19 protein-coding genes are annotated in these 21,489 nt (G+C 71.3%); 6 read left to right on the top strand and 13 right to left on the bottom strand.

The features are described from left to right. Positions 1–28 precede the first annotated feature (28 nt). A complete protein-coding gene (locus MLY01S_RS05570) occupies positions 29–1,114 on the bottom strand; it encodes a phosphate ABC transporter substrate-binding protein PstS (RefSeq protein WP_067190098.1) in 1,086 nt (361 codons plus the stop codon). Positions 1,115–1,423: 309 nt separating this feature from the next. On the opposite strand from MLY01S_RS05570, the gene MLY01S_RS05565 reads away from it, so the two are divergent. Both MLY01S_RS05565 and radA read left to right on the top strand, forming a co-directional pair. After that, entirely contained in the window at positions 1,424–2,593 is a 1,170-nt protein-coding gene (locus tag MLY01S_RS05565) for an FUSC family protein (protein WP_067190097.1), read from the top strand. 32 nt (positions 2,594–2,625) lie between these two features. Continuing rightward, positions 2,626–4,023, top strand: coding sequence for a DNA repair protein RadA (gene radA, locus MLY01S_RS05560; RefSeq protein WP_067190095.1), 1,398 nt, complete (start codon positions 2,626–2,628; stop codon positions 4,021–4,023). A gap of 99 nt (positions 4,024–4,122) precedes the next feature. Here radA and MLY01S_RS05555 read toward each other — a convergent pair whose 3' ends face one another. Beyond that, the gene (locus MLY01S_RS05555) at positions 4,123–4,947 is read right to left on the bottom strand and encodes a hypothetical protein (protein ID WP_067190093.1); all 825 of its coding nucleotides are present in this window, start codon (positions 4,945–4,947) and stop codon (positions 4,123–4,125) included. Between the two features lie 43 nt (positions 4,948–4,990). Between MLY01S_RS05555 and MLY01S_RS05550 the strand changes: the two genes are divergently transcribed. Next, positions 4,991–5,914 (top strand): iron-sulfur binding domain-containing protein, encoded by a 924-nt coding sequence (locus MLY01S_RS05550; RefSeq protein ID WP_088478858.1) that lies wholly within the window; start codon positions 4,991–4,993, stop codon positions 5,912–5,914. A 19-nt stretch (positions 5,915–5,933) separates the two neighbouring features. Here MLY01S_RS05550 and MLY01S_RS05545 read toward each other — a convergent pair whose 3' ends face one another. The 7 genes from MLY01S_RS05545 to lysS all read right to left on the bottom strand — a co-directional run bounded on the left by MLY01S_RS05545 (position 5,934) and on the right by lysS (position 12,758). Beyond that, on the bottom strand, positions 5,934–6,446 hold the full coding sequence (locus tag MLY01S_RS05545) for an amino-acid N-acetyltransferase (RefSeq protein WP_067190089.1): 513 nt from the start codon (positions 6,444–6,446) through the stop codon (positions 5,934–5,936). 246 nt (positions 6,447–6,692) lie between these two features. After that, a complete protein-coding gene (locus MLY01S_RS05540) occupies positions 6,693–6,881 on the bottom strand; it encodes an Rv0909 family putative TA system antitoxin (RefSeq protein WP_067190087.1) in 189 nt (62 codons plus the stop codon). A 278-nt stretch (positions 6,882–7,159) separates the two neighbouring features. Next, positions 7,160–7,360 (bottom strand): CsbD family protein, encoded by a 201-nt coding sequence (locus MLY01S_RS05535; protein WP_067190085.1) that lies wholly within the window; start codon positions 7,358–7,360, stop codon positions 7,160–7,162. 186 nt (positions 7,361–7,546) lie between these two features. Further along, a complete protein-coding gene (locus tag MLY01S_RS05530) occupies positions 7,547–10,075 on the bottom strand; it encodes an ATP-dependent Clp protease ATP-binding subunit (protein WP_067190083.1) in 2,529 nt (842 codons plus the stop codon). Positions 10,076–10,246: 171 nt separating this feature from the next. Next, positions 10,247–10,561 carry a histone-like nucleoid-structuring protein Lsr2 gene (locus MLY01S_RS05525; RefSeq protein WP_371327620.1) on the bottom strand — a complete coding sequence of 105 codons (315 nt, stop codon included), beginning with the start codon at positions 10,559–10,561 and terminating at the stop codon, positions 10,247–10,249. 334 nt (positions 10,562–10,895) lie between these two features. Beyond that, positions 10,896–11,231 carry a hypothetical protein gene (locus MLY01S_RS12945; RefSeq protein WP_245232097.1) on the bottom strand — a complete coding sequence of 112 codons (336 nt, stop codon included), beginning with the start codon at positions 11,229–11,231 and terminating at the stop codon, positions 10,896–10,898. A 6-nt stretch (positions 11,232–11,237) separates the two neighbouring features. After that, positions 11,238–12,758, bottom strand: a complete 1,521-nt coding sequence (gene lysS, locus MLY01S_RS05515; protein ID WP_067190082.1) for a lysine--tRNA ligase — start codon at positions 12,756–12,758, stop codon at positions 11,238–11,240. Between the two features lie 97 nt (positions 12,759–12,855). Here lysS and MLY01S_RS05510 point away from each other — a divergent pair, with 97 nt between their 5' ends. Next, complete coding sequence (locus MLY01S_RS05510; RefSeq protein WP_135103277.1) at positions 12,856–13,887, top strand: thioesterase domain-containing protein; 1,032 nt, start codon at positions 12,856–12,858, stop codon at positions 13,885–13,887. Here MLY01S_RS05510 and MLY01S_RS05505 read toward each other — a convergent pair. Further along, complete coding sequence (locus MLY01S_RS05505) at positions 13,853–14,821, bottom strand: alpha/beta fold hydrolase (RefSeq protein WP_067190078.1); 969 nt, start codon at positions 14,819–14,821, stop codon at positions 13,853–13,855. The two genes, MLY01S_RS05510 and MLY01S_RS05505, sit on opposite strands and share 35 nt — an antisense overlap. Beyond that, positions 14,821–15,807 carry a 2-hydroxyacid dehydrogenase gene (locus MLY01S_RS05500; RefSeq protein WP_067190076.1) on the bottom strand — a complete coding sequence of 329 codons (987 nt, stop codon included), beginning with the start codon at positions 15,805–15,807 and terminating at the stop codon, positions 14,821–14,823. Before MLY01S_RS05500 ends, MLY01S_RS05505 begins: the two co-directional genes overlap by 1 nt. A 238-nt stretch (positions 15,808–16,045) precedes the next feature. On the opposite strand from MLY01S_RS05500, the gene MLY01S_RS05495 reads away from it, so the two are divergent. Further along, positions 16,046–17,857 (top strand): DHA2 family efflux MFS transporter permease subunit, encoded by a 1,812-nt coding sequence (locus MLY01S_RS05495; protein WP_082739752.1) that lies wholly within the window; start codon positions 16,046–16,048, stop codon positions 17,855–17,857. Next, positions 17,854–18,348, top strand: coding sequence for a MarR family winged helix-turn-helix transcriptional regulator (locus MLY01S_RS05490; RefSeq protein WP_067190074.1), 495 nt, complete (start codon positions 17,854–17,856; stop codon positions 18,346–18,348). The genes MLY01S_RS05495 and MLY01S_RS05490 overlap by 4 nt, the downstream gene beginning before the upstream one ends. 163 nt (positions 18,349–18,511) lie before the next feature. Here MLY01S_RS05490 and MLY01S_RS05485 read toward each other — a convergent pair whose 3' ends face one another. Both MLY01S_RS05485 and MLY01S_RS05480 read right to left on the bottom strand, forming a co-directional pair. Further along, positions 18,512–20,629 (bottom strand): M13 family metallopeptidase, encoded by a 2,118-nt coding sequence (locus MLY01S_RS05485; RefSeq protein WP_067190072.1) that lies wholly within the window; start codon positions 20,627–20,629, stop codon positions 18,512–18,514. 224 nt (positions 20,630–20,853) lie between these two features. Beyond that, on the bottom strand, positions 20,854–21,327 hold the full coding sequence (locus tag MLY01S_RS05480; protein WP_067190070.1) for an SRPBCC family protein: 474 nt from the start codon (positions 21,325–21,327) through the stop codon (positions 20,854–20,856). Positions 21,328–21,489 lie beyond the last annotated feature (162 nt).

Below are 21,489 nucleotides of genomic sequence, written 5' to 3'. Positions count from 1 at the left end.
CAGCGCGGAGTGGATCAGGCCAGGCGGGTCAGCCCTGGGCGGCGATCGCGTCGATGCGCTCCTGGGCGGCCTTGCGGGTCTCCTCGGAGATCGGGGCGTTGCCCGCGGACTCCTCGGAGGCCTTCTGGCCGTCCTCGGAGATCACGTAGGAGGCGAAGGCCTTGACCTGGTCGGCGGTCTCCTGGTCCTGGTACTCGTTGCAGTAGATGTGGTAGGAGACGAGGACGATCGGGTAGACGCCCTCCTCACCGGTGGCGCGGTCGAGCTCGATGGAGCCGTCCTCGTTGGCCTCGGACTTGTCCACGGTGGCGGCGGCGGCCTCGGAGGAGTACTCGACGTACTCCTCGCCGACCTTCACCTTCACGGTCTCCATGTCGCCGGTGGCCGAGGCGTCGGCGTAGGTGATCGCACCGTCGGTGCTGGAGGCCAGGCCCACGACGCCCTTGGTGCCCTGAGCGGACTCGGCCTGGATCTCGGACGGCCAGGTCTCGATCTCGTCGTACTTCCAGGCGTCGCCGGCGGCCTCGGTGAGGTAGGCGGTGAAGTTCTCGGTGGTGCCCGAGTCGTCCGAGCGGTGGACGACGGTGATGTCCTTCTCCGGCAGCTCGACACCCTCGTTCTGGTCGGCGATGGCCGGGTCGTTCCACTTGGTGATCTCACCGGCGAAGATCTTGGCGATGGTCTCGGCGTCCATCTGGACACCCTCGACGCCCTCGAGGTTGTAGGCCACGGCGATCGGGGAGATGTAGGCCGGCACATGGAAGGCGCCCTTCTCGCCGCAGACCTCGGTGGCGTCCTCGTCCTCGCCCATGGCGGCGTCAGAGCCGGCGAAGGAGTACTGGCCGGACAGGAAGCCCTCACGACCGTTGCCGGAGCCCACCGGGTCGTACTTCACGGACAGCTCGGGGGCGACGTCGGAGACGCCGGCGGTCCAGGCGCCCATGGCGGCCTCCTGCGACGAGGCGCCGCCGCCGGTCAGGGTGCCCGAGACCTGCGAGGTCTCATCGTTGTTGCCGTTGTCGGAGTCGCCGTTGTCAGCGGAGGAGCAGGCGGTCAGGGCCAGGGCGGCAACGGACAGGAGGGCCGCGGCGCGGCCTGCACGAAGAGCCTTCATCGGGAAGTGCCCCTTTCGAGAGGTCGGATGACAGTGGTGGCGGGAGCCGGTGTCAGCAACGTGGATCGCCTGGGGCGTCCACCCCCGGCTTACGCCGTACGACGAAGCTACGGGCGGTCTGTGAACCGTCGGTCCATCCCGGTTGAATGGACGGTGAACGAGGGCAGACGCTTCGTCACCTTCCTGTGACCTCGTGCACACCGGAGGCTCGGCGGCGTCGACGTCGCGCCCAGGCGATCTGTCAGGGACGGGACTGTCGTCACGCCGCCCTCCCTCTCCTCGGCAGACGGCACGGATAGGCTGGCGGGCATGGAACACCGCCACTCCACCGCCACCGGCACCCTGCCGCAGGTGGAGGAGCTCGGCCTCGGCGAGCGGCTGCGGCGCTTCGTCCGACGCCGCGCCCGCGCCGGCTGGATGCGCACCCGCTCCTCGGCCGGCCATGCGGCCCTGACCACGATCGCCGCCGTGGCGGCCTACTGGTTCGCCGAGGCCGTGCTCGGCCACGAGGGGCCGCTGTTCGCCGCGACCGCCACACTGGTGGGCCTCGGCTGGGGCCGCGAGCCCAAGCTGCGCCGCGTGCTCGAGGTCTCCGTCGGCTGCACGCTCGGCATCCTGATCGGTGACGCCCTCATGCTCGGGCTCGGCCGCGGGATGTGGCAGGCCGCGATCGTGCTGTTCGTGTCCATCATGGCGGCCCGGTTCCTGGACTCCGGGCCGATCTTCACCACGCAGATGTCCCTCCAGGCCGTCCTGGTCGTGCTGCTCCCGGCACCCGCGGACGGCCCATTCTCCCGCAGCCTGGACGCAGTCGTGGGCGCCTGCTGCGCCCTGATCGTCACGTTCCTCAGGCCGCACCGCACGCAGAGGTCCACCGCGAAGCGACTGCAGGCCCTGTACGACCCCATGGTCTCGATCCTGCGGGACCTGTCCACGGCACTGCGCACGCAGGAGTCCAGCACGGCATGGATGGCGCTGATCACCGGGCGCGGCACACAGTCCGTGCTGGACGAGCTGCGCCGCGAAGTGCAGATGGCGCGCGAGGTCACCACCTACTCCCCGCTCGAACGGCGGCAGAAGGGCTTCGTGACGGTCGTCGCCTACGCGGTGGACCGCTCCGACCTGGCGATCCGCTCCCTGCGCATCGTGGCCCGGCGCGTGGTCAGCCTGATCGACTCCGGCTCACTCACGGACGAGGCGGCCGAGGCGCTGAGCAGCTGGTTCGACGAGGCCGCGGACGCCGTCCAGATCCTGAACCGGTGCTTCGACGAGCCCACGCCCGCCGGCCGCCGCCAGGGCCGGCTCGACGCCCGCGAGGCGCTCGGCGCCGCGGCCTCCCGGCTGCACCCGACGCACCTCGGCGGCGGCTCGCTGCACGGCGAGGCCCTCGTGATGCTGCTGCGGCCCATGATGGTCGACCTCCTCGAGGCCACCGGCGCGGACCACGAGGAGGCCGTGGGCTACCTGCCGGGCGTCTGATCGCGTCCGGGTCCGCCCCTAGAGTGGCGTCCATGGCGAGCTCGAAGTCCTCCTCCCGCAGGCCCCCCGGATACCAGTGCACCGAATGCGGCTGGACCACGGTGAAATGGGTCGGCCGCTGCGGCCGGTGTCAGGCCTGGGGAACCGTGGAGGAGGCCGGGATGACGGCCACCGCGGGCACAACGAAGGCCTCCACGGTGGCCGAGGCGGCCCCGCGCATCGCGGACGTGGACGCCACCCTCGCCTCCTTCCGCAGCACCGGCGTGCGCGAGCTGGACCGCGTGCTCGGCGGCGGGCTCGTCCCGGGAGCCGTGATCCTGCTGGCCGGGGAGCCGGGCATCGGCAAGTCGACCCTGCTCCTGGACGTGGCCGCCCAGACCGCCCGCGGCACGGACGGCACACCGCGTCCGGTCCTGTACCTGACGGGTGAGGAGTCCGCCGCGCAGGTCCGCTCGCGCGGCGACCGCATCGGCGCGTTGGCGGACACCCTCCACCTGGCCGCGGAGACGGACCTGGGCCGGGCCCTCGGACAGATCGAACGGATCCAGCCGTCCCTGGTGATCGTGGACTCCGTCCAGACCCTGCAGTCGGCGGAGGTGGACGGCATCGCCGGCGGCGTGACCCAGGTGCGCGAAGTCGCCGCCTCACTGATCCGCACGGCGAAGGACAAGGGCATCACCACGGTGCTGGTGGGCCATGTGACGAAGGAGGGCACCATTGCCGGCCCGCGCCTGCTCGAGCACCTCGTGGACGTGGTCTGCCAGTTCGAGGGCGACCGCCACTCCCGGCTGCGCCTGGTGCGCGCCGTGAAGAACCGCTTCGGCCCCACGGACGAGGTCGGCTGCTTCGACCTGCGCGAGGACGGCATCGAATCCCTGGACGACCCCTCCGGCCTGTTCCTCTCCGGCACCGCGGAGCCCGTGGAGGGCACCTGCGTGACCGTGACACTGGAGGGGCGCCGCCCGCTCGTGGCGGAGGTGCAGTCCCTGCTCACCCCGTCCGCCGGCGGCAGTCCGCGGCGGACCGTCTCCGGTGTGGACTCGGCGCGCGTGAACATGCTCCTGGCCGTGCTGCAGCGCCGCGCCCGCTTCGCCCTGGCCCAGGACGACTGCTACGTCGCCACCGTCGGCGGCGTGCGCCTGTCCGAGCCGGCCTCGGACCTGGCGGTCGCGGTGGCGGTGGCCTCGGCGAAGCTCAGTGCCCCTGTGCCGACCGGCATGATCGCCGTCGGCGAGCTCGGCCTGGCCGGCGAGGTCCGCCCGGTGCCCGGCATCGGCCGACGCGTGCGAGAGGCCGCGCGTCTGGGGTTCACCCGCGCGATCGTCCCCCGCTCCCCCGAGCCGCTCGGCGAGGTCCCGAAGGGCTTCACCGTCGCGCAGGTGGGGTCGCTGTCCGAGGCGCTGAACACCATCCCCACATGGACCCGCTGAGGCGACCCGACGGACGGGCGAGGCCGCCGGCGGACGGTGGGCGGCCGTCGTCGTGGAGGGGACGGGGGAAGACGAGGCCGGACAGGCCGCCGTCGCTGCTCAGCCCTGGCCGTCGGGCTTGTCGTCGGTGAGGCGGAAGGCGACCGGCTGGGAGGAGTGGTCGCCCAGCGTCACGGTGAGGCGGTAGGAGCCGGGATCCACGAGCTCACCGCGCTCGGTGCAGTCCTTCTCGGAGTTGCGGCGGTTCCATTCGAACAGTGCGGTCTGCTCGTCGTGCGGGACGAGCACCATGTCCTGGTCCTGCGGGTCGGCCTGGCAGATCTCGGTGGAGAACACGTCGTCCCCCTCGGCCGTGGTGACCTCGAAGACCTGCTCGGTGGTGCCCACGTTGAGGGTGCACGGCTCCTGGGACAGGTTCATCACCTTCAGTGCCAGCTCGGGACGCTCGCCGCGGTCGTAGACGGTCTTGTCCGTGCCCGCCGTGACCTGGATGGCAGATCCCCGGCACGGCGGCTCGAGCGCCTCCGGAGCGGTGGAGGACGGCGAGGGGCTCGGCTCCTCCGAGGGCTTGTCACCGGCGTCGTCGGAGGGCTTGCCGGACGGGCTCTCGGTCGGTTCGGCGGAGCCGCTGCCGCCGGCATCGTCCGAGGCGGATCCGGACGGGGAGGGGCCGGAGGACGGCTCCTCGGAGGGGCCGGGACTCGCCGAGGGTGTCGGGGTCGCGCTGACGGCGGCCGGCCCCGGGTCGGACTCCCCGGTGATGTCCTGCACCAGGCGCGAGATCAGGCCGCCCAGGGCGATGCCCGCCAGCACCAGGAGCACCACCACGGCAAGGGCCACGACGCCGAACACGATCCGGCGGCGCCGGAACATGGCGGCACGCTGCCGGGCGCGCTCGGACTCGGTGGGGGGAAGGCCGTCCATGCCCACCAGGGTAGGGCTGGAGCCCGCCGCTACAGTGGACGCCATGCCCGAGGTCGCCGAACTCACGCCTGCCGCCCAGGATCGCCTCCACACGGCGGTCCTGGACTGGTTCGACGTCCACGCGCGGGACCTGCCCTGGCGCAGCGCCGACTGCTCGCCGTGGGGCGTGATGGTCTCCGAGATCATGCTCCAGCAGACCCCGGTGGTCCGGGTGCTGCCGCGCTGGCGGGACTGGATGCAGCGCTGGCCGTGTCCCGCCGACCTCGCGGAGGCCTCCACGGCCGAGGTGCTCACTGCCTGGGACCGGCTCGGCTACCCTCGCCGGGCGTTGCGCCTGCAGCAGGCGGCCGCGGCGATGGTGGACCGGCACGGCGGTAAGGTGCCGGCGGACCCTGCCGCCCTGCGCGCCCTGCCGGGGGTCGGCGAGTACACCGCGGCGGCCGTGGCGAGCTTCGCCTTCGGCATCCCCGAGACCGTCGTGGACACCAACGTGCGCCGGGTTCTCACCCGCGCGGTCCGCGGGCAGGGGTTGCCGCCGAAGACCCTGACCCGCGCGGAGATGCGCGACGCACACGCGCTGATGCCGGCGGACCGCACGCGGGCCAACCGCTGGAACGCCGCCGTGATGGAGCTCGGGGCGCTGGTCTGCACGGCCCGATCGCCGCGCTGCGACGACTGCCCTCTGCTCGAGCAGTGCGCCTGGGTGTCCGCCGGACGGCCGGAGCCGGAGCACACCCCGCGCGGGCAGGACTGGGCGGGAACGGACCGCCAGCTGCGCGGCGCCGTCATGGCCGCGGTCCGGGAGGCCGGCCGCGTGGAGGTCGGCGCCGTGCGCCAGGCCGTGGCCGGAACGCGGCGCCTGGGCACACACGTGCCGGACGAGGCGCAGTGGACCCGTTGCCTGGCCGGCCTTCTCGACGACGGCCTCCTCCTCGAACGCGACGGCGCCTACTCGTTCCCCGACTGACGGCCGCCCCTGCGGGGCGTCAGAGGGTGCGGATCATGCGGGTGTTGCCGAGGGTGTTCGGCTTGACCCGGGCGAGGTCCAGGAACTCGGCGACGCCCTCATCCTGGGAGCGCAGCAGCTCGGCGTACACCTCAGGGTCCACGGCGGACTGGTCCTCCATGACGTCGAAGCCGTGGGCGGAGAAGAAGTCCACCTCGAAGGTCAGGCAGAACACCTGGGAGACGCCGACGGCGCGGGCACGCTCCAGCAGCTCCTCCAACAGGGCGTGGCCCACTCCCCCGCCGCGGGCACGGTCCGCGACGGCCAGGGTGCGGACCTCCGCGAGGTGCTCCCACATGACGTGCAGGGCGCCGAAGCCGACGAGCTCTCCGGCCTCGTCCTCCGCCACCACGAACTCCTGGATGGCCTCGTAGTAGGCCACCGTCTCCTTCTGCAGCAGGACGCGGTTGTCCGCGTGGGGGCGGACGATGTCCTGGATGGCCGGGACGTCGGTGGTGCGGGCGGGACGCAGGGCGACCGGGAGCTTCGGCATCCGCCCAGTGTAGGACCGGCACCGTGCCCGGCGTCCACGGCGTGTGCCGCACCGAACCAGTGTGTGCTGCACCGAGCCAGAAGAAATGGTCACTTCACCGGGTCTTGAACCGGCCGAATCCTCTGGTTCGGCGCGAGGGGCCGGGCATGCCGGACATGACGAAGGCCCCCGCGACACCATCCCTCGAGGGGAGGCTGCGGGGGCCTTCGGACGACCGGTTCAGGGCCGGTCAGGACCCGGGCAGAGTCACTTCTGCTCGTTGTCCTTGTTCTCGCCGCCGTTCAGGAACTTGTCCTGAGCGCCGTCGATGCCCTTGTTCACGGTGTCCTTGTGCTCGCCGAGCTTGTCGCCGTGCTGCTCCTGAGCCTGGTCGACAGCGTCGTTGATCTTGTCAGAGTGCTCGTTGGCAAGGTTGCCGAGATCGCCGATGCCCATGGTTTGGACCTCCTTGGAGTGGGGGACATTTCCTCCGCTCCGGATCCCGTGGACCGAAGTCCTCGATCTCCGTGGCGACCGGTCGGCCGCCTGAGCGGTTGCCCCCACCGTAAGCAGATCCACAGACGCGGCGCCACCCTCGGGGCCGCCTATTGCCTGGGAACATCCTGGGCATTCTGGTACCCGATGTACCGCCTTTTCCTCACGGCGGAGCAGGGACGATGCTCCCGGCGCCGCCCCTGCCTCGCGTCTGCCCAGGTCGGCCTGGGTCTGCCGCCTCAGTCCTTCGTGAAGGCGTTCTTCACGCCGTCGGCGGCACCCTTGAGCTTGTCGCCGGCGTTCTGGACGGCATCCTTGGCTCCGGCGGCGGCAGACTCGGTGCGGCCCTCGGCCTTCATGCGGTCGTTGCCGGTGGCCTCGCCGAGGCCGGACTTGGCGTCGCCCTTGATCTTGTCGAACGTGTTCTCCATGTCAGCCATGGTGTCTCCTCTCATCCGGGCCGCCCGCCTCTCGGGCGGCCGCCCCGCCGGACCGTTGCTCCCGGCTCCGTCCGGGCGGGGCCGTCCGGCGGGGGACGGTGTTGCCTGCGAGTCAACGCGCCGCGGGGGCGAGGGTCAAGCCCCCGCCCCCGCGTGCTGCATCGACCGCCGGACAGCGGCGCGGCGTCACTCGGACACGCCGGCCTCCAGCTCCTGCATCTGGGAACCCTCGACCTCGCTGCGGCCGCCGGAGAACGTGAACGTCAGCTCGCGGCCCTCGCCCTCGCCCGTGGTGTCCACGGTGATGAGGGAGCCGGCCGGGATCTCGCCGAAGAGGATGCGCTCGGAGAGCTGGTCCTCCACCAGGTTCTGGATGGTGCGGCGCAGCGGACGGGCGCCCATGGCCGGGTCGTAACCCCGGTCCGCGAGCAGCTCCTTGGCGTCCTGGGTGAGCTCGATGGACAGGTCCTGCTCCGCCAGGCGCTTGCCGAGGCGGGCGATGAACAGGTCCACGATCTCCACGATCTCGGACTTCTGCAGCTGCGGGAAGACGATCACGTCGTCCACGCGGTTCAGGAACTCCGGGCGGAAGTGCTGGCGCAGCTCCTCCCGCACCTTGCCCTTCATGCGCTCATAGCCGGTGGCCGTGTCCGTGGCGGACTGGAAGCCGGTCATGACGCCCTTGGAGATGTCCCGGGTTCCGAGGTTCGTGGTCATGATGATCACGGTGTTCTTGAAGTCCACCACACGGCCCTGCGAGTCGGTCAGGCGACCGTCCTCGAGGATCTGCAGCAGCGAGTTGAACAGGTCCGCATGGGCCTTCTCCACCTCGTCGAACAGCACCACGGAGAACGGACGGCGGCGGACCTTCTCGGTGAGCTGGCCGCCCTCCTCGTACCCGACGTAGCCGGGAGGCGCGCCGAACAGGCGGGACACCGTGTGCTTCTCCTGGAACTCGGACATGTCCAGGGTGATCAGGGCGTCCTCCTCGCCGAAGAGGAACTCGGCGAGGGACTTGGCCAGCTCGGTCTTTCCGACGCCGGTGGGGCCGGCGAAGATGAACGAGCCGGACGGGCGGTTCGGGTCCTTCAGGCCGGCACGGGTGCGGCGGATGGCGCGGGACAGGGACTTGATGGCCTCGTCCTGGCCGATGACGCGGCGGTGGAGCTCGGCCTCCATGTTCTTGAGGCGGTCGGTCTCCTCCTCGGTCAGCTTGAAGACCGGGATGCCGGTGGACTTGGACAGCACCTCGGCGATGAGGTCCTCGTCCACGGTGGCGACGTCGGAGGCCTGACCGGTCCGCCAGGCCTGTTCCTTCTGCTTCTGCTCGTCCACGAGCTGCTGCTCCTGGTCGCGCAGGCGCGCGGCACCCTCGAAGTCCTGGCCGTCGATCGCGGCCTCCTTCTCGGAGCGCACCTCGGCGATGCGGCCCTCGTAGGCCTTGATCTCCGGCGGCACGGTCATGCGGCGGATGCGCAGGCGGGCGCCGGCCTCGTCGATCAGGTCGATGGCCTTGTCCGGCAGGAAGCGGTCCGAGATGTAGCGGGCGGACATCGAGGCGGCGGCCTTGAGGGCGTCGTCCGTGATGGACACCTTGTGGTGCGCCTCGTAGCGGTCGCGCAGGCCGCGGAGGATCTTGGTGGCGTCCTCGACGGACGGCTCGTTGACCTGGATCGGCTGGAAGCGACGCTCGAGCGCGGCGTCCTTCTCGATGTGCTTGCGGTACTCGTCCAGTGTGGTGGCGCCGATGGTCTGCAGCTCGCCGCGGGCCAGCATCGGCTTGAGGATGCTGGCGGCGTCGATCGCGCCCTCGGCGGCACCGGCGCCGACGAGGGTATGGATCTCGTCGATGAACAGGATGATGTCCCCGCGCGTGCGGATCTCCTTGAGGACCTTCTTCAGGCGTTCCTCGAAGTCGCCGCGGTAGCGCGAGCCGGCCACGAGCGAGCCGAGGTCCAGCGAGTACAGCTGCTTGTCCTTCAGCGTCTCCGGCACGTCGCCACGGTCGATGGCCTGGGCCAGACCCTCCACCACCGCGGTCTTGCCGACGCCGGGCTCACCGATGAGGACCGGGTTGTTCTTGGAGCGGCGCGAGAGCACCTGCATGACGCGCTCCATCTCCTCGGCACGGCCGATGACCGGGTCCAGCTTGCCGTCGTGGGCGGCGGCGGTGAGGTTGCGGCCGAACTGGTCCAGCACCACGGAGCCCGCGTTCTGCCCCTCGGACTGCCCGCCCGGGGCGACGCCGGCGGTCTCCTTGCCACCCTGGCCGGAGCCCTGGTAGCCGGAAAGCAGCTGGATGACGGTCTGACGGACGCGGTTCAGGTCCGCGCCGAGCTTCACGAGCACCTGGGCAGCGACGCCCTCGCCCTCGCGGATCAGGCCGAGCAGGATGTGCTCGGTCCCGATGTAGTTGTGGCCGAGCTGCAGCGCCTCGCGCAGGGACAGCTCGAGCACCTTCTTGGCACGCGGCGTGAAGGGGATGTGGCCGGGCGGGTTCTGCTGCCCCTGACCGATGTCCTCCTGCACCTTCTCGCGGACCGCGCCGAGGGAGATGTCCATCGACTCCAGGGCCTTGGCTGCGACGCCCTCACCCTCGTGGATCAGGCCGAGCAGGATGTGCTCGGTCCCGATGTAGCTGTGGTTGAGCATCCGCGCCTCTTCCTGCGCGAGCACCACCACCCGCCGCGCGCGGTCGGTGAACCTTTCGAACATGGACACACTCCTTGGCTCTTGCCTTGGCTTTCGATTGGTCCCGAGCCTACGCACGCAGACAGGGCGACGGGCGGCTGTTCGCCACAGGGTGAAGCGATCAGCCGCCCGTCGTCACGGACCCCGTCGGGGCCGATCCACGGGGCCCCGGCTCCTGGAGCCGGGCTCCGCAGGTCACCTGCGCTTGGCGTTGCGGTAGGCCTCCACGACGTCGCGGTGCAGGCGGCCGCGGGAGGAGACCTCATAGCCGTTGTCCGCGGCCCACTTGCGGATCTCCGCGGCCTCGGCCTTCGGGGACGGCGGCGCCACGGCGCGGCCCTTCTTCATGTAGGGCTTGAGGAAGTTGCGCAGCTCGCGGGCGTTGTCCTCGGACAGGTCCACCTCGTAGTGGCGCCCGTCGAGCGCGAACTTCACGGTCTCGGCGGCCTCCGAGCCGTCCAGATCGTCCACCAAGACGACTTCGACCTTCTGTGCCATGTGCTTGCCCATCTCCCTCATTCGTCTGCAGCGACCGGGATTTCACCCTGGCAAGCCGATTCACCCAAGGGAAAAGGCTGCGCTGGAAGGTTCTCCGGCCACCTGGCTCTCTGTGTCCGCTTCCACGGTAGCCGATCTATGCCTTTCCTGCGGATGAACATTTCTCCTGCAGGCGTCGTCTGTCAGCAGAATCCCAGGTACGGGGAAACCTGCCTCCGCAGGGTCATTCCCCTGCAGCGGATACTCGCTGCAGGAAAGGGTGTCCGCCGGACGGAACCGCGCCCTCAGGCGCGCGGCGCACCCGTTGTGCTGGTCGCAGTAGCGTCCATTGGCTGGCACCGCGCCCTCAGGCGCGCGGCGCACCCTCCTCCGGGGCGCGCCCCTCGCCGGCCCCCTCGGCGGGCGCCTCGGCGTCGGTCTCCAGGCGACCCTCGCCGACCTCCGCGGCGTCGGCCTCCACACGCCCCTCGGCGGGCGCCTCATCCGCGCGCCGCCGGCGCGCCCATTCCCGGGCTTCGGCCTCCTCGGCCGCCGCGCGCGCGTCCACGCCCGAGCGCCTCCGGCCCTCCGCCTCACGCTCACCGGTGTCCGCGCGGAGCAGGGAGCGCATGATGAGCCAGAACAGCAGCGCCAGGCCCACGGATGGGGCCAGCACCGAGAAGTAGTCCCAGAACGTCGCCATGGCCGATCAGGCCTCCGGCTTCAGCAACGGGAAGAGGATGGTCTCGCGGATCCCCACGCCGGTGAACAGCATGACCAGGCGGTCGATGCCGAGGCCGAGGCCGCCCATCGGCGGGGCGCCGTACTCGAGCGCACGGAGGAAGTCCTCGTCGAGCTGCATGGCCTCGTCGTCGCCGGCGGCGGCGGCGCGGGACTGGGCGGTCAGGCGCTCGCGCTGGATGACCGGGTCGATCAGCTCGGAGAACGCGGTGCCGCGCTCCGTGCCGCCGATGACCAGGTCCCAGGCCTCGATGACGCCCGGCTCCTCCCGGTGCGGCCGGGCCAACGGCTGGGCGGCCGGCGGGTAGTTGTACACGAAGGTCGGGTTGATCAGCGTCGGCTCAACGATCTCGCCGAACAGCTCGATGACCAGCTTCTCGGCGCCCCACTGCGGGTCCACCGGCACCTCGTGCCGTTCGGCGATCTCCCGCAGCACCGCCACGTCGGTCTCAGGGGTGATCTCCTGGCCCACGGCCTCGGACAGGCCGGGGTAGACGGCCACCCATGCCCACTCGCCGTCGAGGTCGATGGTGCCCTTCTCGGTCTGGATCTGCCGGCCGGCGCCCACGGCTTCCGCGGCGGCGAGGATCATCTGCTTCATGCGGTCGGCCATGACGTGCATGTCCGCCCAGGCCTCGTAGCACTCGAGGGTGGTGAACTCGGGCGAGTGGGTGGAGTCCACGCCCTCGTTGCGGAAGACACGGCCGATCTCGTAGACGCGGTCGATCCCGCCCACCACGGCGCGCTTGAGGTAGAGCTCGGTCGCGATGCGCAGCGTCATGTCCTGGTCGAACGCGTTGAGGTGCGTCTGGAACGGGCGGGCCTGGGCGCCGCCGTGGACGAGCTGCAGGATCGGGGTCTCGACCTCCACGTAGTCGTGGCCTTCCAGGGTGCGCCGGATCGCGGAGACCACCTTGGCGCGGGTGTAGACCATCTCACGGGCGGCGTCGCGCACGATCAGGTCCGCGTAGCGCTGGCGGACGCGGGTCTCCTCGTTGAGCTCCGCATGCAGCACCGGCAGCGGGCGCAGCGCCTTGGAGGCCATCTGCCAGGAGTCGGCCATGATGGACAGCTCGCCGCGGCGGGAGACGATGACCTTGCCGGTCACGGACACGTGGTCGCCGAGGTCAACGGCCTTCTTCCACCCGGCCAGGGACTCCTCGCCCACGTTGGCCAGGGACAGCATGACCTGCAGGCGCACGCCGACGCCATCGGGGCCGCCCTCCTGGAGGGTGGCGAAGCACAGCTTTCCGGTGTTGCGCTGGAACACGATGCGGCCGGCGACCGACACCTCCGGGCCGTCCTCCCAGCCCGGCTCGTGCTTGCCGTCGAACTCCTCGCGGACCGCGGCGAGCGAGTGGGTGCGCTTCACCTCGACCGGGAACGCCTCTGTGCCCTCGGCGAGCAGGGCGTTGCGCTTGGCGGCGCGCACGGCCTGCTGGTCGTGGTGGTCGACTGCGGTCTGAGCGGGGGTGTTCTGCGTGGTCACAATTCCCCAGTCTAGAGGCGTGGCCAGGCGGTTCCACGACCCCGGCCAGTGGGGCCCGCCACGTGGGACGGGCTCCGGGCGACGGTAGCGTGCAGGCATGCCCGCACGCCGTTCTCCCCGTCGCACGCTGGAGCGCCTCGTGACCCTCGACGGCGGCACGCGCCTGCGTCTGCGCACCCACCTGCCGCCGGGGTGGGCCGAGGGCGCGACGACGGCCGCCTCCCCCGCCTCCCGGCCCACCGGGGCGGGCGGCGGGGCGGGCAGGTCGCCCGCGGGAGCCAGCGCCGCGCCGACAGTCGCGGGTGCGGCGACAGGCGGCGCCGAGGCGAGTGCCGTCGTCGTGATGGTGCACGGGACGCTGGTGACGGACGCGGCCTACGCGGCCACGGCACGGGCGCTGGCGAAGCGCCTGCGGGCCCCGGTGGCCACCTACGCGCGGCGGGGCCGGTCCGGGTCCTCGCCGCAGCCGGAGCAGGACCTGCTGGCCGCCGAGGTGGCCGACCTGCGCGCGGTCATGGCGCTGACCGGGGCGCGGTCGGTGCTGGGGCACTCGTTCGGCGGGTCGGTGGCGCTGCTCGCCGCCGCGGAGCACGCCGCGGCCGGGGGCCGGCCGTGGTCCGTGGTCACCTGGGATGCGGCGCTGAACCTGGACGGGATGCTGGCCGGGCTGTGGCGCCCCGGGATGGCCGAGGCCGTGGCGGACGCCCGCTGGGGCACCGCATGGGCGCATCTGGTGCGGGACCTGGGCACGGCCGGGCCGCTGTCCCGGCTGCCGGTGACGGTGCTGCGCGGAATGATCGGCGCGGCGTCCTTCACCCGGCCCGGGAAGGGGATGCTGCGGCTGCTGCCGGCGTCGTCGGCGGAGATGCGGGCGGCCGTGGCCGAGCCCGTGGACGCGCAGGCACTGGCGCGGAACCTCGCGGACACTCGGGTGACCCTGGTGACGGGAGGCCGCTCCCCCGGGTTCTTCGCGGACACCGCGCGCGTGCTGACGCAGGCCGCCCACCGGGCCGGGGCGCCGCAGCGCACGGCGGCCATGGCCTGGCGCGTGATGCCGGCCCGCCTGCATGACGGGCCCATCACGCCTGAGCCGTTCATGCTGCGGACGCTGGCGTCCGCCCTGCGCTGACCGACGGGCCGGCAGTGAAGTGCTCGGCGAGATCGGAGAGCACGGCCTCCACGGCGAACGGGATGGCGCCGTGCATGCAGCGCGGGGAGCGTTCGAAGGTGGTGGTCGGCATGGCTGCGTGCAACCGGCGGACGACCTCCTGGAAGTACTGCGGGGACAGGTCGCCGCACATCAGGTGCACCGGGGCGGTGATGGCGGCGAAGTCCTCGGGGCGGTCGTCCTCGTGCATCGCCGCGATGAGCTCACGGGACAGGGTCGGCAGCATGCGGCGGGCCATCTTCCCCAGCGGGGTGGCCACGAGGCCGGCGAAGGTGAAGGTGAGGAACCACTCCGGCACCTGGGACAGCACGGCGGAGGATTGAAGGCCACGCTGGAGGATCGCCAGGCCGCGGGCGGTCTTCCCGTCCTCCACGGCCTGTTCCAGGCGGGACAGCCAGCGGGCGGTCCGGGGGCCGTCCAGGTTCACGCAGGGGTCGTACAGAGCGGTGCGGTCCGGGACCAGTTCGGCAGGGAACAGCCCCCCGGCCTGCTGCAGCGCGTTGAGCACCACGGAGCCGCCGAGCGAGTGGCCGATCAGCTGGCGGGCGCCGGTGTGCTCCAGGACGGCGGCGAGGTCCGCCACCTCGGTGTCCATGGAGTAGTCCTCCGGCTGCGGGGCCGAGTCGCCGCGGCCGCGGCGGTCGTAGACGTCCACGGCCCAGTCCTGCCCGGAGATCTCCCGCAGGCGGGCCCGCAGCACATGGGCGAAGGGACGGTAGTACCAGGCGCTGAGATGCGCGCCCACCACCACGACCACGCGGCGCTCCCCCGGGGCCGTCTCGTCGCCGCAGGTCGTCATGGCCAGGGCGGCGCCGTCCGCGGCCGTCACCACGTCACGGGTACGGCGGGCTGTGCGCAGCGCGCGGACCAGGCGGCGGGCACGGGTCAGGAGCATCACGCGGGGTTCACGCAGGCCGGGATGTCCCCGCCGGTCGCCATGGCGATCGCGTTCCGGGCAGTGAGGACGGCCATCTCGTCCCGCGTGTTGCGCGTGGCCGAGCCCAGGTGCGGCAGGACCATGACGTTGTCCAGCTCGGCGAGGCCGGCGGCCATGGCCGGCTCGTCCTCGAACACGTCCAGGCCGGCACCGAACAGATGCCCGGAGCGCAGCGCCTCCACCAGGGCCGACTCGTCCACCACCGGGCCGCGGGCGGTGTTGATGAGCACCGAGCCGCGCTTCATGCGTGCGAGGACGTCCGCGTCCACGAGGTGGCGGGTGTCCTCGGTGAGCGGCACGTGCAGGGAGAGGATGTCCGCGCGCTCCACCATCTCCTCCCAACGGACCTGCTCCACACGGCCGGCCAGGTCACCGAGCTCCGCGGCGGACACCTCACGGTGGGCCGGCGGGCGCGGGGCGAAGACGACCTGCATGCCGAAGGCGAGGGCGCGCTCGGCCACCGCCCTGCCGATGCGGCCGAATCCGGCCAGGCCCAGGGTGGCGCCGGCGACGTCCTTGCCCACCAGCAGGTCCGGCGCCCAGCCGGTGAACTGCCCGGCGCGCATCATCCGCTCCCCCTCGTAGGCGCGGCGGGTGACGCCGAGGATCAGCAGCAGCGCGATGTCCGCGGTGGCCGCCGTGAGCACGTCCGGGGTATTGCCCACGCGGATGCCGGCGGCGGTGGCCGCGTCCACATCGATGTTGTTGTAGCCCACCGCGTAGTTGGCGATGCCCTTCAGCTGTGCCCTCTCGAGCGTGACGGCGTCGAACGTCTGGTCCAGCGCGCAGACGATCACGTCGTAGTCGCCGGAGGCGGCCAGCTCGGGCAGGGCGGCGTTCCCGCCGACGTCCTTGCCGTGCGTGACCTCACCGGCCTCGCGGAGCAGGGCCAGTCCGGACTCGGGCAGGTCGATCATCGTGAGGAAGCGAGCAGAATCGGTCATGCCCACCAGTATCCCCGGGACCGGCGCCGATGCCGCACTGCGAGGTGGGGCAGACCGCAGGCACAGACCATTGACGTTCGTCAATCATTGACTAAAATCAACCGTTGACATCACGCAATGACCTGACCGGAGTGCCCCGCCGCACGCACCGGCCCGCCGCAGCCTGAAGCACCTTCCCAGGGGTGCCGCTGCCGCCCGCCGCCGCCACGACGTCGCCTCCCTTCCCCGGAAGGACCGCATGTCCACCACGAACCCCGAGACCTCGTCCGTCTCGATCGTCGCCGCCGACCCGCAGGAACGGCACCGCAAGATCCTGCAGGCCCTGACCGGCCTGCTCCTGGGCATGTTCGTGTCGATGATCGCCAACACGGTGGTCTCCACGTCCCTGCCGGTGATCGTCCATGACCTCGGCGGAGACCAGGCCACCTACACGTGGGTGGTCACCGCGATGATGCTCGCCACCGCGATCGCCACCCCGATCTGGGGAAAGTTGGCGGACCTGTTCTCCCGCAAGCTGCTGTTCCAGATCGCCATCGTCGTGTTCGTCGCGGCCACCGCCGCGGCCGGCTTCGCGCAGGACCCGGCGTGGATGATCTCCTGCCGCGTCCTGCAGGGCCTGGGCGGCGGCGGTCTCATCGCCCTGTCCCAGGTGATCATGGCGGACATCATCAGCCCCCGTGAGCGCGGACGCTACATGGGGCTGTTCGGTGCCGTCATGGCCGTCGCCACCGTGGGCGGCCCGCTGCTCGGCGGCCTGATCACGGACACCCTGGGATGGAGGTGGAACTTCTTCGTCTCCGTGCCGTTCGCCCTCGCCGCCCTGGTGATGGTGGAGAAGAACCTCAAGCTCGAGCGCCTCTCCCCCCGGAAGGCCAACATCGACATCCTCGGCATCGCCCTGATGGCCGCCGCCACCACCCTCCTGCTGCTCTGGGTCACCCGTGCCGGCCAGGACTTCGAGTGGGTCTCGCCCACCAGCGCCTGGATGGTCGGCGGATCCCTGCTGGCCGCCGCGCTGTTCGTGGTGGTCGAGCGCAGCGTCTCCGAGCCGCTGATCCCGTTGCGCCTGTTCCGGAACCGCACATTCACCCTGGCCGTGGTGGCCTCGCTGTCGGTGGGCCTGGCCATGTTCGGCTCCGGCGTCTACCTGGCCCAGTACATGCAGCTCGCCCGCGGTGCCACCCCGTCCCAGGCCGGATTCATGACCCTGCCACTGATGGCCGCGTTCCTGATCTCCTCCACTCTGGCGGGCCGGCACATCACCAAGCACGGCAACTGGAAGCCGTTCCTGGTGGCGGGCTCCGTGTTCCTGACCATCGGCCTGGCACTGCTGGGCACCCTGCGCTACGACACGAACTTCGCCCTGGTCTGCGTCTACATGGCACTGGTGGGCCTGGGCATGGGCATCACCATGCAGAACCTCGTACTGGTGGTGCAGAACACCACGGATCCGCACGCCATGGGCGTGGCCACCTCGGGCGTGACCTTCTTCCGTACCCTCGGCGGCTCGGCCGGCGTGGCCGCGATGGGCGCCGCCGTAGCCACCACGGTGACGGACGGCATCCAGTCCCGCGCCGCCGAGGTCCAGGCCGCCCTCGCGGGCATGGGTCCCGAAGGGGCCAAGTGGGCCACGGACATGCAGGCCGGCCGCCTGCCCGCCGTGGCCTCCATGCCGCACGAGCTGCGCGTGATCTTCGAGGAGACCTACGCCCAGGCCATCTCGAACGCCTTCCTCTGGACCGTGCCGCTGGCCGTGCTGGGCATCGTGGCGGTGCTGCTGCTTCCGAACATCCCGCTGGGCCGTCGCAACGCCCAGGAGCAGCGTGCCGCCCAGCGTGCCCGCCGCAGCGCCCAGCAGGAGGCGGCGGCCGCCGCGGTGGGCCCGCACACCGGCTCCCTGCCGCAGATCCGTGACGAGCGCCCGGACGCCGGCGGACAGCCGGGCGTCTCCCGCGGCACGGACACAGCCTGGGGGGACACCGGCGTGCAACCGGACGCCCCCCGGGGTACCGGAACCGAGGCGACCCGCCGGACCGGAGGCGACCGATGAGCAGCACCCCGCTCCCCCTGGGCGCCGCCGCCGAGCACCCGGAGGAGTTCGAGGCCGCCATCCGCGACCTCGAGGGCTCCTTCGTCACGCTCGTCCGCCAGTACCGCCAGCTCGTGGCCCGGCACGCCGAGCAGCTCAGCCCCGGCATGTCCTCCGGTGCGATGAAGGCGTTCCTGACGATCGTCAACGCCGCCCCGCTGTCCCCGTCCGCCCTGGCCGAGACGATGCTCGCCGACCGTGCGCAGATCTCCCGCTTCGTCAAGGAGCTCGAATCCCTGGAGCTCATCACCCGGGAGGCCGATCCGAAGGACCGCCGTGCGGCCGTCCTGCGCCCCACCGAAGAGGGCCTGCGCCGCCTCCACGAGGTCCGCACCGGACCGGTCGGCGGCGGCATGCGCCGCGACCTCGCCGGCTGGGACCTGGAGGACGTCCGGCAGCTCGGCACCCTGCTGCACCGCTTCACCGAGGAGCGCGCCCGCCGCGCCGAGTGAGGCCTCCGGCGCCGCAGGCGCCCCTCCCCGCCGCGCACCCCGGGTGCCGCGGTGCGCCGAGGCCTCCGAGACCCCGAACCCACGACGACGGCCGCCCACCGTCCGACTGCACATGCAGTCGGCAGGTGAGCGGCCGTCGTCGTTGTTCCCCTGCGGGGTCGGGTCACCAGATGGAGACGCGCTCCTCCGGAGCCAGCCACATCGGGTCCTGCTCGGTGGTGCCGTAGGCGGCGTGGAAGGCGTCCAGGTTCTTCACCACCTGGTTGCAGCGGAACTCGTTCGGTGAATGCGGATCCGAGGCGATGCGCGTGACCATCGTCTCCGGACGCGTCAGCTGACGCCACACCGAGGCCCAGGAGGAGAAGAACTCACGGTCCTGCGCCGCAGTGTCCTCGTCCGCGGACTCAGACTGCTCCTCACGCCAGATCTCCAACGCCTGGTGCGCGATGCCCAAGCCGCCGAGATCGCCGATGTTCTCACCCAGAGTGAACTCGCCGTTGACGTGGTGGTCCGGGGCCTCCGCCGGGGACAGGGCGCTGTACTGGGCGACCAGCTTGGCGGTGCGGTCCGAGAACGCCTCCCGGTCCTCGTCCGTCCACCAGTTCTTCAGGGTGCCGGTGCCGTCGTAGCGGGAGCCCTGGTCGTCGAAGCCGTGGCCGATCTCGTGGCCGATCACCGCGCCGATGCCTCCCAGGTTCGCGGCCATGGAGCGCTCCGGGTCGAAGAACGGGGGCTGCAGGATGGCCGCCGGGAACACGATCGCGTTCTCCAGCGGCGAGTAGTAGGCGTTCACGGTCTGGGGAGTCATGTGCCACTCCTCCGGATCCGGGCCCTTCTCGATCTTCGCCAGGTCCCAGTCCCAGGCGAACTCATCCGCGCGGCGGGCGTTGCCGAGCAGGTCGTCCGCGTCCACCTCCAGAGTGGAGTAGTCGATCCACTTGGACGGGAATCCGACCATCGGGCGGAACATGGACAGCTTCTCCAACGCACGCTGGCGTGTGTCCTCCCCCATCCAGTCCAGGCGGGAGATGGAGCGCCGGTAGGCCTCGTTGAGGAGGCCGACCAGCCTGTCCATCTGGTCCTGATGGCCGGCCGGGTAGTGCTTGGCCACGTACAGCTGTGCCACGTCCTCGCCGGCGGCGGAGTTCACGAACGCCACGGCGCGCTTCCAGCGCGGGCGGACCTCCTCGGTGCCGGCCAGGCGGCGGCCGTAGAACGAGAAGTTCTCCTGCACGAACGCCTCAGGCAGGTACGCGGCGAAGGAACGAAGGACCTGCACCTCAAGCCAGTGCTTCCAGGTCTGCAGGTCCACGGCGTCCTCGCCGGCGAGCAGCGACTGGACGCCGGCGAGGAAGTCCGGCTGCCACACCACGACCTCGTCCGAGCGGGTGCCGGCGGCACCGATGCCCTCCAGCCAGGCCTGCGCCAGCGGGAACGTCTCGTCCAGCTGAGCGCGGGTGAGCAGGTTGTAGCGGGCCACGGCGTCGCGGGAGCGCACCACGTCCCAATGGTGCGAGGCGATCTTCGTCTCCAGGTCCACGACGCGGCCGGCGATCTCGGAGGCCTCCGCCTCGTCCGCACCGATGCCTGCCAGGGCGAGCATGCGGCCCAGGTGGGCGCGGTACTCGGAGACGATCTCCGCGTAGGAGTCCTCGCGGTAGTAGGACTCGTCCGGCAGGCCGAGGCCGCCCTGGAGCAGGTGGAGGAGCATGCGCTCGGGGTCGCCGGCGTCGTTCATGGCGCCGGTGTTGATCAGGCCGGAGACGCCGTGCCGCTGCAGGGCGCCGGAGAGGGTGAGCAGCTGCTCCGGGGTCTCCACGGTCTCGATGGCGGCGAGGTCTCCGGCGATCGGGGCCACGCCGCGGGCCTCCACGACCTCCTCGTCCATGAACGAGGTGTAGAGGGCGGCGATGCGGCGGCGCAGCGCGGTCCGGTCGGCGGAGGTGTCATCGGAAGAGGCGTCCGAGGCGGCGGCGTCCTCGGCGGAAGAGGTCTGCTCCGGGGCGTCCGCGGAGGCGGCGTCCAACACGGTGTCCGGGGAGGCGATGTCCGCAGAGGCCTCCACACGGGCGCGGGCGGCATCATGGCCGGTGCCGACGGCGCGCACAGCGTCCTCGCACAGGTGCCGGACCGCGAGCTCGGCGTTGTCCCGCAGCTCGAGGAACGCGCCGTAGGCGCCCTGGTCGGAGGGGATCTCATGGGAGGCCAGCCACTCGCCGTTGACGTGGCGGTAGAGGTCCTCGGTGGGGCTCGGGACGGCGTTCTCGGCAGGTGCGGTCACAGGTGGTGCTCCTTCGGATGCTGTGGACGGCGGGCAGGCATGCTCCCCCGAAGCCTAGTGGGTCAGGTCACACCTGCGCAGGGACGACGACGGCGGCGCACCCGGGGAGCACTGCATGCAGTGCCCGGGTGCGCCGCCGTCGTCGGGTCGGCTCAGAGGACTTTGCTGGGTGCGGAACTCCTCCGGCGGGCCGTCACTGCCCCGCCGACCATGCCTCGCTCAGGTCAGGAGACCGCGGCCGCGAGCTTGGAGACGGACTCCTCCATCTGCTCCTGGCTGATCAGCGGGAACAGGTTCTTCGCAAGGAGGTCCGGGTCGGTGACCTTGGACCAGTCGTAGGTCAGGGTCACCTCCGTGGAATCCTGGCCGGTGGCCTCGAGGGTCCAGATCCACTCCCATCCCGGCGGCTCGGTGCCGGCGGGTGCGGTGGCCCAGCCGACCATCTTGTTCTCGTCGTAGGCGACCACGTGGTTGTCGGTCCGGTACTCGCCGCCCATGTGCTCGCCCTGCATGTTCATGGTGAACACGTCGCCGACCTTCTGGATGCGCTGCGTCTTCTCGTCGTCCACGACGAAGCCGCTGGAGTCGAAGAGCTTGTGCTTCTCCGGCAAGGTCAGCACCTCGAAGATGTCCTTGGCCGGAGCGTCGATCGTGCGGGTCACGGACTGCTTCGTCTCGCCCTGGGGACTCTGATTCATGCTCATGCCTGCACCGTAGACACGCCCGCCCCCACACTGGCAAGGGCGCAGGAGCGACGCGCGTCCGCCGCGGCTTCCTGCGCGGCTCTTGATCTGCACTCGGATCTGCGCCTGCCCGCGCCTCGATCTGCCACTACCCGCGCCTGCCCGCGCCTCGATCTG

Origin of the sequence: Micrococcus lylae NBRC 15355 (genome assembly GCF_001570885.1) — a bacterium.
In the GTDB taxonomy this organism is placed as follows: Bacteria; Actinomycetota; Actinomycetes; order Actinomycetales; family Micrococcaceae; genus Micrococcus; species Micrococcus lylae.
The sequence above is the reverse complement of the archived record's forward strand: the minus strand, read 5'-3'. Positions and strand labels throughout refer to the sequence as shown.